The sequence below is a fragment of the Paraburkholderia diazotrophica genome, from assembly GCF_038900755.1.
Lineage (GTDB): Bacteria > Pseudomonadota > Gammaproteobacteria > Burkholderiales > Burkholderiaceae > Paraburkholderia > Paraburkholderia diazotrophica_A.
In genome coordinates, this window is record NZ_JBBPEN010000019.1 from 51,299 (window position 1) to 66,273 (window position 14,975).

At 63.6% G+C, this 14,975-nt stretch carries 11 protein-coding genes; 5 read left to right on the plus strand and 6 right to left on the minus strand.

Annotation, left to right across the window (positions count from 1 at the left end; all coding sequences use genetic code 11):
- Positions 1-35 precede the first annotated feature (35 nt).
- Positions 36-1,058 carry an integrase domain-containing protein gene (locus AABE10_RS33295; protein ID WP_342937354.1) on the minus strand — a complete coding sequence of 341 codons (1,023 nt, stop codon included), beginning with the start codon at positions 1,056-1,058 and terminating at the stop codon, positions 36-38.
- Between AABE10_RS33295 and AABE10_RS33300 the strand changes: the two genes are divergently transcribed.
- Positions 1,025-1,246 carry a hypothetical protein gene (locus tag AABE10_RS33300; protein ID WP_342937355.1) on the plus strand — a complete coding sequence of 74 codons (222 nt, stop codon included), beginning with the start codon at positions 1,025-1,027 and terminating at the stop codon, positions 1,244-1,246. The genes AABE10_RS33295 and AABE10_RS33300 overlap by 34 nt on opposite strands.
- Positions 1,247-2,640: 1,394 nt before the next feature.
- Here AABE10_RS33300 and AABE10_RS33305 read toward each other — a convergent pair.
- The 5 genes from AABE10_RS33305 to AABE10_RS33325 all read right to left on the minus strand — a co-directional run bounded on the left by AABE10_RS33305 (position 2,641) and on the right by AABE10_RS33325 (position 8,721).
- Positions 2,641-4,194, minus strand: a complete 1,554-nt coding sequence (locus AABE10_RS33305) for a mannose-1-phosphate guanylyltransferase/mannose-6-phosphate isomerase (protein WP_342937356.1) — start codon at positions 4,192-4,194, stop codon at positions 2,641-2,643.
- 196 nt (positions 4,195-4,390) lie between these two features.
- On the minus strand, positions 4,391-5,413 hold the full coding sequence (galE, locus tag AABE10_RS33310) for a UDP-glucose 4-epimerase GalE (RefSeq protein WP_342937357.1): 1,023 nt from the start codon (positions 5,411-5,413) through the stop codon (positions 4,391-4,393).
- 11 nt (positions 5,414-5,424) lie between these two features.
- Positions 5,425-6,576, minus strand: coding sequence for a glycosyltransferase family 4 protein (locus AABE10_RS33315; protein ID WP_342937358.1), 1,152 nt, complete (start codon positions 6,574-6,576; stop codon positions 5,425-5,427).
- A gap of 34 nt (positions 6,577-6,610) precedes the next feature.
- Entirely contained in the window at positions 6,611-7,450 is an 840-nt protein-coding gene (locus AABE10_RS33320) for a glycosyltransferase (RefSeq protein ID WP_342937359.1), read from the minus strand.
- Positions 7,447-8,721 (minus strand): oligosaccharide flippase family protein, encoded by a 1,275-nt coding sequence (locus tag AABE10_RS33325; RefSeq protein WP_342937360.1) that lies wholly within the window; start codon positions 8,719-8,721, stop codon positions 7,447-7,449. Before AABE10_RS33325 ends, AABE10_RS33320 begins: the two co-directional genes overlap by 4 nt.
- A 245-nt stretch (positions 8,722-8,966) precedes the next feature.
- Between AABE10_RS33325 and AABE10_RS33330 the strand changes: the two genes are divergently transcribed.
- The 4 genes from AABE10_RS33330 (at position 8,967) to waaA (ending at position 14,031) form a co-directional block, all read left to right on the plus strand.
- The gene (locus AABE10_RS33330; RefSeq protein ID WP_342937361.1) at positions 8,967-10,361 is read left to right on the plus strand and encodes a phosphomannomutase/phosphoglucomutase; all 1,395 of its coding nucleotides are present in this window, start codon (positions 8,967-8,969) and stop codon (positions 10,359-10,361) included.
- Between the two features lie 146 nt (positions 10,362-10,507).
- Positions 10,508-11,548 (plus strand): lipopolysaccharide heptosyltransferase I, encoded by a 1,041-nt coding sequence (gene waaC, locus AABE10_RS33335; RefSeq protein ID WP_342937362.1) that lies wholly within the window; start codon positions 10,508-10,510, stop codon positions 11,546-11,548.
- A gap of 208 nt (positions 11,549-11,756) precedes the next feature.
- Positions 11,757-12,641: a Kdo hydroxylase family protein gene (locus AABE10_RS33340; RefSeq protein WP_342937363.1), complete on the plus strand. Its 885-nt coding sequence runs from the start codon at positions 11,757-11,759 to the stop codon at positions 12,639-12,641.
- Between the two features lie 88 nt (positions 12,642-12,729).
- The gene (gene waaA / locus AABE10_RS33345) at positions 12,730-14,031 is read left to right on the plus strand and encodes a lipid IV(A) 3-deoxy-D-manno-octulosonic acid transferase (RefSeq protein WP_342937364.1); all 1,302 of its coding nucleotides are present in this window, start codon (positions 12,730-12,732) and stop codon (positions 14,029-14,031) included.
- The last annotated feature ends 944 nt before the right edge of the window (positions 14,032-14,975 follow it).

Here is a 14,975-nt window from a genome sequence, read left to right on the forward strand (position 1 = left end):
ATAAAGCAGATTAAAAGGCTGTTTTTGGCGATATATCAGGATTCCTTTTTGAACTGCATCACCCGGTTCGATCGGATGGTGCGTTGCGGACCAGGCAGATGTCTGCGGCGCCCGGCACGTTTCGGGTTGCGAGACGTGACTCTCGGAATGGTCGCCGACGCGAACCGCTCCTTGATCTCGCGCAGGTATGTGTTTAGCACCATCGGCGCCCGGTCCCCGTGTCCCAAAGATTGGGATACGCGATCGAGGACATCGTCGGGGCTTACCCCTGCATCGAGCAGCTCTAGCGCCAGGTTCACTGCATATGAATAGCGGCAACAATGTGACACCGTGTCGCCGCTGAATCCGGCAGCCTGGAGCGCGGTGCGCATTCGATTGCGACCGGTCTTAAGATCGTTACCGATCCCGTTGAGCAGCCTGCCGTTGTGCGTCTCGCAATAGGCAAGCGCCTCCTCGATTGTCTGGATCGTCTGATCGCGCAAGCTGCTGATGATTTCGATGTTGCGGAAGCGGTTGGTTTTGGCACCATGCGAAAACGGAAGGGAGTTCGCATCCATCCGAAGCAGGGCGAGCCAGCCCGCGAGCGTGTCCGCGGATCGCAGGGCTTCAATCGCACGCGGTCCGAGGTAGTACATGATCGAGATATGGTGCGCCAGCCCTTCATCGACACACCGCGCACGTTCGCGCATCTGCGCAAATTCCTCGGGCGTCAGCGCGCGACGGGTGCCCGTGCGATCGCGGCGAGGCACACCGAGCGCATCGTTGGAACATTCCGTATTGACACGTCCACGGCCGGCCTCGTCGAGAAGGACGCGCACGGCAGTGGTCGTGTTGCGCGCATGTGGGGCCGCGATCCCTTCGCACAGGCGCATCTGGAAGTACAGTGCAATCATCCACAATGGGATATCGCGGATGTGGGCAACGCGGATACCGAGCCGGGTGGGGAAAGTCCACAATTCATGGGTGAGCTGCCGGCGGTTGTCCTGGGTTTTAAAGGACCCGCCGCGATAGCGGGAATACTCCCGTGAACCGTGCCGCAATCGCGAAGTTTGACCCATCGTTCTCTCCTGAAAAGGTGAAAAAGCGAAAAAGCGAAAAAGCGAAAAAGCGAAAAAGCGAAAAAGCGAAAAAGCGAAAAAGCGAAAAAGCGAAAAAGCGAAGACTTCCTGAACGAATCATGCCCGGCGGCGGAAGGCCCACGGCGGACATGGCCCCGCACGGAGTGATCCGTGTCACCGTTACTTAAGTGGGAGTGCGCTGGTCCACCGGGCCGCCTGGGGGCAGCCAGACTGTACGCAGCACTTTCAACTTCATGGGAGGCGGGGCTCGTTAAGATGGAGTCCTTCGAAAAAGAAGGAATTGTTGCAGTCGCGCCAGTTTGAGATTGGGGCAGCCCGCTGACTTCGCCTCGCGAAATGCGAGGGCGCGCTCAATGGCTTGAGGCGCGCCCGTTCAGGCGTGTCTGACGCATTGCTGCGTCGGGGGGCTTTCAGAAATGCCGCGCGAACACGGCATGGAGGAAGAAGCGGCTGCTGCGCATGGCGGATACAGCCGGTTCGCTTGATGTGGTCGTTTGATGGGGCAGCGCTGAAGGCGCCGGAGGCGCATGGCGGACTGCACTGGCCAGACGTCGAGGACAGGGCGCGTCACAATGCACCCAGGCTGGCCACGGCAAGGACACGAGGTTGTGAGCTTGCCTTTTCAGTTAATGGTGTATTCAGAAACGGGATTGCACGGCGCTTCGTTGACGACCTGCGCTTAGTACCAGGTGCGGGAACGCCGGCACCGTTAAGCTTGCGATGGAGGGCTGCTTTCCAGACGTTTCGCGCCAGAATTAAAGGCTATCAGGATAGCCACGAACGGCAGGCGTTGAGAACGCTGGCGCATCAGAAGGCATGCGCACTGGATCAATTTGAATCTTTGATCGCTATATTGATTGGCGCGCCTTCAGGCGCGTGACAACTGCGTCGGTTTGCCGGTAGATTCGCGTGTACCGCTTGCTGGCGAAATCCGCTGAGCCAGGAAACCATACAGGAATTCCTAAACACTGACCGGGTGTCGGGACGCAATGCCTGGACCTTGTACTGCGTGATTTCTCTCGTGCCCGCAAACGGGGCGCGGAGCTTTACATTTTGAACGGCAGCCGTTCGGAAGGCGAGCACATCAAAAACGATGCGTAACCGTTTCGATCGAACTTTTCGTGAGGACGAGTTGATCACAGCCTGTCTGCCGTGCGGCAGTTGCATCGCAGACTCGCCTGTACGTCCGGCCATTCTCGATGCTTTGAGACCGTGAAAAGCTCTCAAGTAGCGTATTTGGGGTATGAGGACGCAATGTCCAACCCATTTGCTTGATTCCTGCCGTGCGCATTTACGAGCGGGCACGCGAATTCATATTGATGACACGTCGGGTGCGGAACTATGCCGCTCATGCCGCAGAAGCGGCTCAAGGAAACCGACGGACGGATCCTAACATGGGAATATTTCGTTTGCCAAGCCCAAGATGCAGAAATTTTATAGCCAACGTGCGCCCCCCGGGGCGTGACGGGTGACGGGCTCTGCATGAACCCAGTTGTTCCGGCTCAGGGTATGGCACTGAATCGCCACTCCACGCGCATACACGCACAGCGCGCCCGCGACATTAAAGTCTGCCCATTGGCGTGCCGCGCCCATATTGATCGTCAAAGCGCACGATATCGTCTTCGCCGAGATAGCCGCCCGATTGCACCTCGATGATTTCGAGCGGCGTCTTGCCCGGATTCTCCAGCCGGTGCTGCACGCCGAGCGGAATATAGGTCGACTGGTTTTCGGTGAGCAGGAACGATTCGTTGCCGCGCGTCACGCGTGCCGTGCCGCGCACGACGACCCAGTGCTCCGCGCGATGATGATGCATCTGCAGCGATAGCCGCCCGCCCGGCTTCACGACGATCCGCTTCACCTGGAAGCGGTCGCCGCGATCGATCGAGTCGTAGCAGCCCCACGGCCGCTCGACTTTGCGATGCGCCTTCGCTTCCGTGTCCTTCGCGGCATTCAGCCGGTTCACGATGGCCTTGACGTCCTGCACGCGGTCTTTCGCGGCGACGAGCACGGCATCGGCCGTCTCGACCACCACGACCCCCGTCACGCCGACACACGCGACGAGGCGCCCTTCGGAATGCGCATACGTGTCGCTCGCGCTCTCCAGCAGCACGCGGCCGCGCGCGACGTTGCCCGCTGCATCCTTCGCGCTGATGTTCCAGACGGCATCCCATGCGCCGACATCGGACCAGCCCGCCGTCAGTGGCACGATGATGCCCGTCAGCTTCGGATCGTCGCCGATGCGTTCCATCACCGCGTAGTCGATCGAATCGCTCGGGCATGCGGCGAACGCGGCGCGGTCGATCAGCATCGCGCCGTCGCGATCGCTGCATGCGTTGTCATACGCCGCGCGGCATGCGGCCGCGATGTCGGGCCGGCACGACGCGATGGCCGCGAGCCACACCGATGCGCGCATCACGAAGATGCCGCTGTTCCACCAGTACTTGCCCGACGCTACATAGCGCTCGGCCGTTTCCTGCGCGGGCTTTTCGACGAAGCGCTCGATGGTCCGTGCGCCGCGCGCGTCGGCGGGCAGGCCCGTCTTGATGTAGCCGTAGCCCGTTTCCGCGCGCTCGGGCGGCACGCCCAGCGCGACGATCGCATCGTGCAGCGCATGCTGGACGGCTTGCTGCAACGTCGCGGCGAATGCGGCGTCATCGACGATCAGATGATCGGCGGGCATCACGACGAGAACAGGGTCTTCGCCTTGCGGCGCGTCGGCGAGCGCGGCCAGCGCGGCGACCGTCAGCGCGGGCGCCGTATTGCGCGGCGCGGGTTCGAGCACGACGCGCGATTCGCACGCGCAGCGTTCGAGCCGTTCGCGCGTCGGCAGCCGCAGTTCTTCGCTACAGACGACGAGCGCCCGTTGCGTCCTCACGATATGTTGGGTCGGAAGACCAGGTGTGGGCACGCGCAGCCCTTCCGTTCTGCGCAACGTGGCTTCGAGCAGCGATTCGTCGCTCGTCAGACCGATCAACTGTTTCGGGCATTGCTCGCGCGACAGTGGCCACAGACGCGTGCCCGAGCCTCCAGCCAGCACGACAGGCTGGACGATGCAAGCGGGCTGTGTCTCATGCCCAAGGGCGTCTTTGACGGACGCTTCTGCAATGACATTCATTTTCCCTCCGGGGACGCCGGGCCAAAGCGGATGCCGCAGCGCCCGTCATGTCCGGTGATTGAAGCATCGGAGGGAGGGAACTTCTGTGCGTCGGTGCACAGAAGAGGAAGCGGAAGGAGATGGAAAGATGTGGAACGGATCGCAGCGGAGCGATCCGTTCGCGCGCGCAATGCGTGGAGTGTGCGTGCGATCGCGCTTACTCGAACCCGCGCGGATTCTGCGCCTGCCAGCGCCAATGATCGACGCACATGCGCTCGATGTCGAACTGCGCGCTCCAGCCGATCACGTCGCGCGCCTTCGCCGGATTCGCGAAGCACTGCGCGACGTCGCCCGGACGGCGCGCGACGATCTCGTAAGGCACCGGCTTGCCGGATGCTTTCTCGAAGGCCTTCACGATTTCGAGCACGCTATAGCCCTGGCCCGTCCCGAGATTCACGACGAAGCTCGCATCGCGTTTGACGAGCGCATCGAGTGCCGCGATATGACCGCGCGCCAGATCGACGACGTGAATATAGTCGCGCACGCCCGTGCCGTCCGGCGTGTCGTAGTCGCCGCCGAATACGCGCAGCTTGTCGAGCTTGCCGACGGCCACCTGCGCGACATACGGCATCAGGTTGTTCGGAATGCCGCCCGGATCTTCGCCGATCAGTCCGCTCTCGTGCGCGCCGACCGGGTTGAAGTAGCGCAGCGTCGCGATGCGCCACGACGGGTCGGACACTTCGAGGTCGCGCAGAATCTGTTCGGCGATCAGCTTGCTCTGGCCATACGGGTTGGTCGCCGACAGCGGGAACGTTTCGTCGATGGGCGAGCTTTCCGGCACGCCGTACACCGTCGCCGACGAACTGAACACGAACTGCTTCACATTGCGCGCGCGCATCACGTCGAGCAGCACGAGCAGGCCGTCGATGTTGTTGCGGTAGTACGCGATCGGCTTCGCGACCGATTCGCCGACGGCCTTCAGCGCCGCGAAGTGAATCGCGCCCGTGATCGGGTGCTGGTCGAAAATAGTGTTGAGCGTGGCTTCGTCGCGCACGTTCGCTTCGTAGAACGCGATCTTCTTGCCGGTGATCTTCTCGACGCGCGCGATCGATTCGCGCTTGCTGTTCACGAGATTGTCGATCACGACCACGTCGTAATCGCTGTTGAGCAATTCCACGCACGTATGCGAGCCGATAAAGCCCGCACCGCCCGTCACCAGAATTGTGCCCTTCGTGGTCATGCTGAACTCCCTTAAAGTGATACGCCCGTCAATTGCCGGATGACATCCTTGTACCGCTCGACGACGCCGCGTTCGTCGAACTCCTTCGTGACCTTCTCACGCCCGCGCGCGCCCATCGCGCGTCGTTCGTCGTCGCTCATGTCGAGCATCTGCGCGAGCGTTGCCGAGAGGCTGTCGACATTGCGCACTTCGCACACCAGGCCGTTGACGCCGTCGGCGACGCATTCGCGGCAGCCGGGCACGTCGGTGGCGATGACGGGCCGGCCCATCGCCGATGCTTCCATCAGCGTGCGCGGCACGCCTTCGCGATACGAAGGCAGCACGACGCAATCGGCGGCTTCGATCAGCGGACGCACGTCGTGCGCTTCGCCCAGATACTCGATCACGCCTTCGCGCACCCACGCATCCACTTCGGCCCGCGTGATCGCGCTCGGATTGTCGACGCCCACGGGGCCGAGCAACTGGAAGCGCGCGTGCGGATAAGTCGCGCGCAAACGACGCGCGGCCTCGACATATTCGCCCACGCCTTTATCCCACAACAGCCGCCCGATTAATACAAAAGAAAATGTCTCGCGCGCATCAGACAACGGCGTGAAAGCAAACTGGTCGAGGTCCACGCCTTCGCCATGCAGCAGACGCGCGCGCTCCGGATGCACCAGCAGATTCTGATCGAGAAAGGCGGCCTGATCGTCCTTATTCAAGAACCATACTTCGCGTGGAAAGCGAAACGCAAAGCGGTATAGCAGCTTGGCGATTTGCGCGGCCCGACTCTGCTGGATAAAAACATAGCCCAGCCCAGTCGTCACGGCAACCGAGTCGACGCCTGCAAGTTTCGCGGCAATCGTGCCAAAGATATTCGGCTTGATCGTGTAATGAAACACGATATGCGGACGGATCGACCGATAGAGCCTGTACAGCGACGCCATCGTGCGCAGATCGTCGCGTGGGTTGGTGCCTTTCGATGCGACCTGCAACTCGATGCAGCGGCAGCCCATCTCTTTGAGCAGATCGAACGTGCGGTCGCGCGGCGCGATTATCGTCACTTCGACGCCGCGTTCGACGAGCATGCGTATCAGCCCTTGCCGGTACGTATAGATCGCAAACGCGGTATTGCACACGAGACAGATGCGCAGCGCGCGGGCGGGTTCGATCGGTTGCTTCATGCTTGCGATGCGGGACAGAAAAGGGAAGCGGATATTAGAGGCTCGCGCGCGGCGCATAGAGACGCTTCTTGACGCGCTGGAGCGTCTGATACGGCGTCACGAAATGCAGCAGCGTCTTTGCAAGGCCCAGCCAGTCGCACGGATTAAGCACGTTGAAGTACTGCATCTGCAAACGCAGCGTCGATACGATCTGGCGCCGCCGTTTCGTCGCGCTGATACCGCCTTCGTTCAGCTCATAGTAAAGGCCGGTTTCCGGCAGATTCGCGCAATCGTGGCGCTCCATCAGACGCAGGAACAAATCGAGATCTTCTGCCGCCTTGTACGCCTCGCGATAGTTGCCGACGGCGAGCACGGCATCGACACGCAACATCATCGACGGATGCACGAAGCACGTGCGCAGAAAGCGCACGCGCCGGATCGCGCGCGGCTCGGCGGGCGGCGTCAGCATGAAGAGCGGTGTGCCGTCGCGCGAGACGACCTGCGTCCACATGCCGAGACCCGCGACTCGCGGATTCGCTTCGAGATACGCACGCTGTTTTGCAAGACGCTGCGGCGCGCTCAGATCGCCGGCATCGATACGCGCGGCGTAGCGAAAGCCACGTTCCGCGAGCGCTTCGATGCCCGCCTGCAACGCGCGCTCGATGCCGCCGTTTTTCGGCATGCGCAGCACTTCGATCGACATGTTCGGCAAGGAAGGCGCGACGATGGGCGGCGTGCTGCCATCGTCGACGATCAGCACGTGAATGCGCGCGTCCTCGCTGAACGAGGCCAGCGTGCGTTCGACGTCGGCCTGGCCGTTGAAGGCGGGCATCAGCACGGCGACATCGTCGAGCGAGGCCGCGCCGCCGGGCGGCGTGAATGAAGGAGACGTCATGGACGCAGCTTGAAACGGATGTAATAGAAATTGACGCACGCGGCGGCCAGATACCCGGCGGCGAGACCGACCAGCGCGCCGTACGCGCCCATGCGGGCAATCGCAAACAGATTGACGACGCACGCGACGGCCAGCGCGAGCAGCCATTTGGACAGCAACACGAACTTCGCCTGATACTTCAGCAAGATGAGGTTGCCGATCGCCTCGATGCCCGCCGGCACGGACAGCCACACCGCCCAGCGGAAAATATCGACGGCCTCTTCGAAGTTCGGCCCGAACACGCGTCGGATGATGAAGCCCGCCAGCAGATCGAGCACGCACGCGCCCGCGATCATCAGCACGGCCGTCATCGCCGCGAGCCGCCACATGTTGCGGCGCAGTTGCGCGAGGTCCTGGATGCGATAGACGAACGCGGGCGCGAGCGTTTGAGCGAGCATCAGCGCGAGCGTGATCCAGTTTTCGTTCAGTTGCTGAGCGGCCGAATAGCGCCCGAGATCGGCGAACGAGATCGCGCGTTCGAGCATCAGCCGGTCGAGCTTCAGGAACAGGTACATGCAGATGAGCCCGAGCCAGAACACCGTGCCCGCCGTCGCGAAGTGGCGAAAGAGCGCGCGGTCCACGCGCCAGCCGAGTTTGCCGCCATGCCGCTTCACGTAGTAAGCGATCAGCACGACGCCGATCACGGCCGATTCGAGCGCCCACAGCCAGCCGAAGCGCGCGGGCGCCGCGGCTGCGCGCACGAGCAGCCATACGAGCATCGCCTTCGCGATGGCCGTCGTCATGCTCGTGATGAGCTGCGGCTTGCTGTAGGTCATGCTCTGCAGCCACGCGTTGATCACGCCGACGAGCGGCTCGCGAAACAGCATCGTGACGGCGAGCCCGGCCAGCATCGCGCCGACGAGCGGATCGGTGAACCCCGCCGACGTGCACGCCAGAATGCCCGCCCACGTGAGCAGCAGCGCAGCCGCCGACACCGACAGCCGCAACGCGAACGCGCTGCCGAGCACGGTGCCGAGCTGCTCGGGCGGACGATGGACGATAGTCGGCACGAGGATTTCCGCGCCGCACACCCATGTAATCGGCGACAGGACGAGCAAAAGCGTATTGGCGTATTGCCACTTGCCGAACACGTCGGGACCGAAATAGCGCGCGAGCACGCCGCTGATCGCGATCGCGACGCCGATCTGCGTGAGACGCTCCAGGCCAAGCCAGACAAGGTTTGCGACAGCGCGCGTGACGTCCGGGTTCGCGAAACGCTTAAGCACCGGCATCCGCATGTCGTCCGTCTGCTGTCTGCGGGCACGGGAGGTGCATATTGTCTGTATTTTGGCGTGCCCAGCCGAGCTTCCGATGCGGCAACTTTGTGAGCGCGGGGCGTCTAAGCATTAGAATGGCGCCAGTAAGGCGTCGCTGAAAAGCGCAATTATAAGTTGTATCCGGACCGCTTCCGGCAAGGCACAGCGCCATGACCACGCCGTGTCGAACATATTTCCATTGCACGTAAGTGAGCCAATCCATGATCTCGCAATCCATATTCAAGGCATATGACATCCGCGGAGTGATCGGCAAGACGCTCGATGCCGAGACCGCCCGTTCGATTGGCCGTGCCTTCGGCAGCGAAGTGCGCGCGCAGGGCGGCGATGCCGTCGTCGTCGCGCGTGACGGCCGTCTCTCGGGGCCCGAACTGATCCAGGCACTGTCCGATGGGCTGCGCGCGGCGGGTGTCGATGTGGTCAACGTCGGCATGGTGCCCACGCCCGTCGGCTATTTCGCGGCCAGCGTTCCGCTCAGGCTCGCAGGCGGCGAACGCCGCGTCGATTCCTGCATCGTCGTGACGGGCAGCCACAATCCGCCCGACTACAACGGCTTCAAGATGGTGTTGCGCGGCGCGGCCATCTACGGCGACCAGATCCAGGCGCTCTACAAGCGCATCACCGACAACCGCTTCGAGAGCGGCAGCGGCAGCTATCAGGACTACGACATCGCCGATGCGTACGTCGAGCGCATCGTCAGCGACATCAAGCTCGCGCGGCCGCTGAAGATCGTCGTCGACACGGGCAACGGCGTCGCGGGCGGTCTCGCGCCGCGCCTCTTCAAGGCACTCGGCTGCGAGCTGGTCGAGCTGTTCACGGACATCGACGGCAACTTCCCGAATCACCATCCGGACCCGGCACACCCGGAAAATCTGCAGGACGTGATCCGCGCGCTGAAGGAAACGGACGCCGAAATCGGCTTCGCATTCGACGGCGACGGCGACCGCCTGGGCGTCGTCACGAAGGACGGCCAGATCATCTATCCGGACCGCCAGCTGATGCTCTTCGCCGAAGAAGTGCTGTCGCGCAACAAGGGCGCGCAGATCATCTACGACGTGAAGTGCACGCGCAATCTCGCGAAATGGGTGAAGGACAAGGGCGGCGAGCCGCTGATGTGGAAGACGGGCCACTCGCTCGTGAAGGCGAAGCTGCGCGAAACGGGCGCGCCGCTCGCTGGCGAAATGAGCGGCCACGTGTTCTTCAAGGACCGCTGGTATGGCTTCGACGACGGCCTGTACACGGGCGCGCGTCTGCTCGAAATCCTCTCGCGCGTGCAGGACCCGAGCAAGCTGCTCAACGGCCTGCCGAACTCGCACTCGACGCCGGAACTGCAACTGAAGCTGCAGGAAGGCGAGAACTTCGAGCTGATCGCGCGTCTGCAAAAGAGCGCGACGTTCCCGCAAGCCGATCAGGTCGTCACGATCGACGGGCTGCGCGTCGAGTATCCGGACGGCTTCGGCCTCGCGCGTTCGTCGAACACGACGCCTGTCGTCGTGATGCGCTTCGAGGCCGACAACGATGCGGCGCTCAAGCGCATCCAGGAAGATTTCCGCCGCGTGATCCTCGCGGAGAAAGCGGACGCGAAACTGCCGTTCTGATCCTCTGCGGATGCAAGGCGCGGCTATGTGCCGTGCCCGCGCATAGCCGGCCAGAGCGGCCAAACCCGACGCGGCGCAAGGTATGCTTACCGCGCCGCGTTTTTTCATGTCATTTGCGTCGGGCGCGCTAAAATTGCGTCCTTTCCATGCATCCTGACGCCGGGTCAGCCGGCGTTCTCCCTTTCTTGAGCGCGCAAAAGATACTGATCGTGAGAGTGTCGTCGCTGGGCGACGTCGTTCACAACATGCCCGTCATCGCCGACATTCGCCGCCGCCATCCTGACGCGCAGATCGACTGGCTCGTCGAAGAGAGCTTCGTCAAGCTGGTGGAACTCGTGCACGGCGTGCGGCGCGCGATCCCGGTATCGCTGCGGCGCTGGCGCAAGCGCATTCTCTCCGTCGACAACTGGCGCGAGATCGGCGCGTTCCGCCGCGCGCTCGCCGCCGAAAACTACGATCTCGTGATCGACTGCCAGGGGCTCATCAAGACCGCGTGGGTCGCGAAGATGGCGCGCGGGCCGCTCGTCGGCCTGGGCAATCGCACGGACGGCGCGGGCTTCGAGTGGCCCGTGCGCTTTTTCTACGACCGGCGCGTGCCCATCGAGCCGCGCACGCATGTCGTCGAACGCACGCGCCAACTGGTGGCCGCAGCGCTCGGCGACCCCGCGCCGCAACCCACCGACGAGATCGACTTCGGACTCGACACGCGCCGCGCGGCGCTTGCGCTCTCCGAGGCGCAACTGAATCTGCCCGTGCCGTATGTGGTGTTCGTGCATGCGACATCGCGCGCTGACAAGCAATGGCCCGATAACGCGTGGATCGAGCTCGGGCAGTCGCTGGTAAGGCGCGGCGCGTCGATCGTTTTGCCGTGGGGCAGCGACGACGAGCGCGCGACGAGCGAGCGCCTCGCGAAAGAATTCGGCGCGGCCGCGATCGTGCCGCCGAAACTGTCGCTGCCGGCCGTGGTCGGTCTGATCGAGGGCGCTGCGGCGACGGTCGGGGTTGATACAGGTCTGGTTCATATCGCAGCCGCGCTGAAGCGGCCCACGGTCGAGTTGTACAATTTCGCCACTTCATGGCGTACGGGGGGCTACTGGTCGCCGAACGTCGTGAATCTTGGCACGGCGGGCCAGCCGCCGACGCTGCAGCAGGTGAAATCCGCGCTTGCGGGTTTCGGCCTGCTGTGATGCGGCGCGGCGATGCATCGTGGCCGCGTGACGTATCCGTTGGCGCATCCTGCATCCCGCGTATGCGTCCCGTGCGTGTGTCCCATGGGTGTATCCCGCACGGCAGCCGGATGCCGCGATGCGCAGCAGGAAGGGCATGAGCACGCGGCGCGGTCCCGCTGGCCGGTCATCGCGCCCGCCCTGTTCCATCCGCTTTGAAAAGGCGATCATGAACGAATCCCAGATCATCGAAGTAGCGAGCGCCGACTGGCACGGCAAGAACCTGTCCGTGCCGCGCGAGACGCTGCTCGCCGGCGTCGAGCGCGGCAAGGTGCTGTATTTCCCGAACCTCGCATTTGCGATCGACGGCGGCGAGCGCGCGTTGCTCGATCCCGCGCTCGCCGATCCGAAGCGCAAGAACATCAGCCTCGAACCGGACGGCGGCGCGCTGCATGGCGTGCTCGGCGATTCCGTCACGCAGTCGGCCGTGCGCGCGCTGATTGCGCGCTATCAGGCGAATGCGCGAACGCTCGTCGACGGACTTTTTCCCGAGTACATCGGCAAGCTGCGCGTCGCGCCGACGAGCCTGCGCCTGCATCAGGTGGAGACGCGTCAGACGTCGTGGCGCAAGGACGACAGCCGCCTGCACGTCGATGCGTTCCCGTCGCGTCCCAACTATGGCGAGCGCATCCTGCGCGTGTTCACGAACGTCAATCCGAACGGCACGCCGCGCGTGTGGCGCGTGGGTGAGCCTTTCGAGGACATGGCGAAGCGCTTCCTGCCGCGCATCAGGCCGCAGATGCCGGGCTCCGCGTGGCTGCTGAATCTGCTGCACGTGACGAAGTCGCCGCGCAGCGAGTACGACCATCTGATGCTGAACCTGCACGACGGGATGAAAGCCGATCTCGACTATCAGAAGTCGTCACGGCAAGAGACGATGCCGTTTCCGCCCGGCAGCGTCTGGGTATGCTTCTCGGACCAGACGTCGCATGCGGTGATGTCCGGCCAGTTCATGATGGAGCAGACATTCTTCTTGCCCGTCAAGTCGATGGCGCAGCCGGAGTGCGCGCCGCTCGGCATTCTCGAACGCCTGAAGGGCAGGGCGCTGGTTTGAACGGCGCGCTTGCACCCGTCCGTCCGATGCCGGGCGCCACGTGCGCGGCCATGTTGATGCCGTCCGCAATGCCGCGCGTGGAAGCCCGATGCTGAGGGTCGTCTATAACGCGCTGTGGTGTCTGATCGCGCCGCTGGCGGTGTTGCGCCTCTTCATCCGGTCGCGCAAGGAGCGCGGGTATCGCGAGCATATCGGCGAGCGCTTCGGCTATGGACGCGGCCGCGTGCCCGAGGACGATACGCCGCTGATCTGGGTGCATGCCGTATCGGTGGGCGAGACGCGCGCGGCGCAGCCTCTGATCGACGCGCTCATCAAGGCGCGGCCCGACGCGCGCATCCTGCTCACGCACATGACGCCGAGCGGCCGCGCGACGGGCGTGCAGATTTTCGGCGACTGCGTGCTGCGCTGCTATCTGCCGTATGACATGCCGCATGCCGTGCGGCGTTTCCTGAAGGCCTGGCGGCCCTCCGTCGGTCTCGTGATGGAAACGGAAGTGTGGCCGACGCTGATCGACGAATGCCGTCGCGCGGACGTGCCGCTCGTGCTGACGAACGCGCGGATGTCGGAGCGCTCGTACCGCCGCGCGGCGAAGTTCGGCAACGCGACGCGCGGCGTGTTCGGCGGCTTCGCGCGCGTGCTTGCGCAGAGTCCGTCGGACGCGACGCGGCTCTCCGCTTTGGGCGCGCGCAACGTGGCCGTGCTCGGCAATCTGAAGTTCGACATGAACACGCCGCCCGAACTCGCGGCGCGCGGACATGCGTGGCGCGCGGCGATCGGCGCGCGTCCCGTATGGGTGGCTGCAAGCACGCGCGAGGGCGAAGAGGAGTTGGTGTTGCAGGCGCTCGACGCGCTCGGCGTCGACGATGCGCTGCTGGTTCTCGTGCCGCGTCATCCGCAGCGTTTTAATGAAGTGGCGGCGCTCCTCGAGAAGAAAGGCTTGCGTTGCATGCGTCGTTCGGAGTGGGCGCCTGCGGGCGCGGTCGCTGCGGGCCAGGGCGCCGCGAAAAACTTGCCGCGCGACGTGAAGGTGCTGCTCGGCGATTCGATGGGCGAGCTGGGCGCTTACTATGCGGCGTCGGATGTGGCGTTCATCGGCGGCAGCCTGTTGCCGCTCGGCGGGCAGAATCTGATCGAGGCTTGCGGCGTCGGCGTGCCGGTGCTGATCGGGCCGCACGTGTTCAACTTCACGCAGGCGACAGCAGATGCCGTTGCGGCGGGCGCGTGCGTGCAGGTCGACGATCCCGCTGGGCTTGCGCGCGTGCTGCGCGAACTGTTTGACGACAAGCCGCGTCGCGTGTCGATGGGGGCGGCGGCATCGGCGTTTGCGGCGCGCCATCGCGGCGCGACTGCGCGGACGGTTAAGGTGTTGACTACGTTATTGCCGGAGTAGGCTGCCGGGGGGAGTGCGCCGCGGGCGCGGATCGTGTCTGCGACGGCATTTTGTTCTTGGTTTTTTATGGCTCGCTGCCGGCATCCGCGATTGCGGTTTGTGTCTGCGACGCGGTTTGTTTTTTCGCCTTTGCGCAGGCATCCGCGATTGCGGTTTGTGTCTGCGACGCGGTTTGTCTTTTGCCTTTGCGCAGGCATCCGCGATTGCGGTTTGTGTCTGCGACGCGGTTTGTTTTTTCGCCTTTGCGCAGGCATCCGCGATGTGGTTTGTGTTCTGCGACGCAGCTTGTCCTTTCGCCTTTGCGCGGGCATCCGCGTTGCGCCTCGCGGCGCGGGCGTTGCCCCTGTGCGGGGCGGCACCTACTCTTCTTTGCCGCGGCAAAGAAGAGTAGGCAGAAGAAAGCCGCTCACACCGCCAGTCCTTCACCTTTACCCACGGGCTCTCAACGTCCCCACATTTCATACGGCAGCGTGCTATCTCATGCGCGTTGCCAGCGCATCTATCGAACGCGTCACCCACTTCATGCACCCGTGTTGCGGCTCACGACATCGGATATCCCCGGCCCCTTTGCGGCAAACTGTGTGTAGGCATTCGCAGCGCACAGGAAACCTTCGCTACGCGATGCGGCTTAAGTGCGGGCGTTGCCCTGCGCGGCACAGCAACCTCATTCACTACCGACATGCGGCGCCGGAACATTCGATGTCCCTAGCCGTGCCACGCGTGCATGAAGCGGGTGAAGCGTTTAGCCAGCACGTTGGCAACTACATAGGGCAGTACGCTGCCGCTCGAAACACGGGGACGTTGAGAGCCCGTGGGTAATGGGCAAGCGCCGGCGGTGTGAGCGGCTTTCTTCTGCCTACTCTTCTTTGCCGCGGCAAAGAAGAGTAGGTGCCGCCCCGCACAGGGGCAACGCCCGCGCCGCGAGGCGCATCGCGGATGCCTGC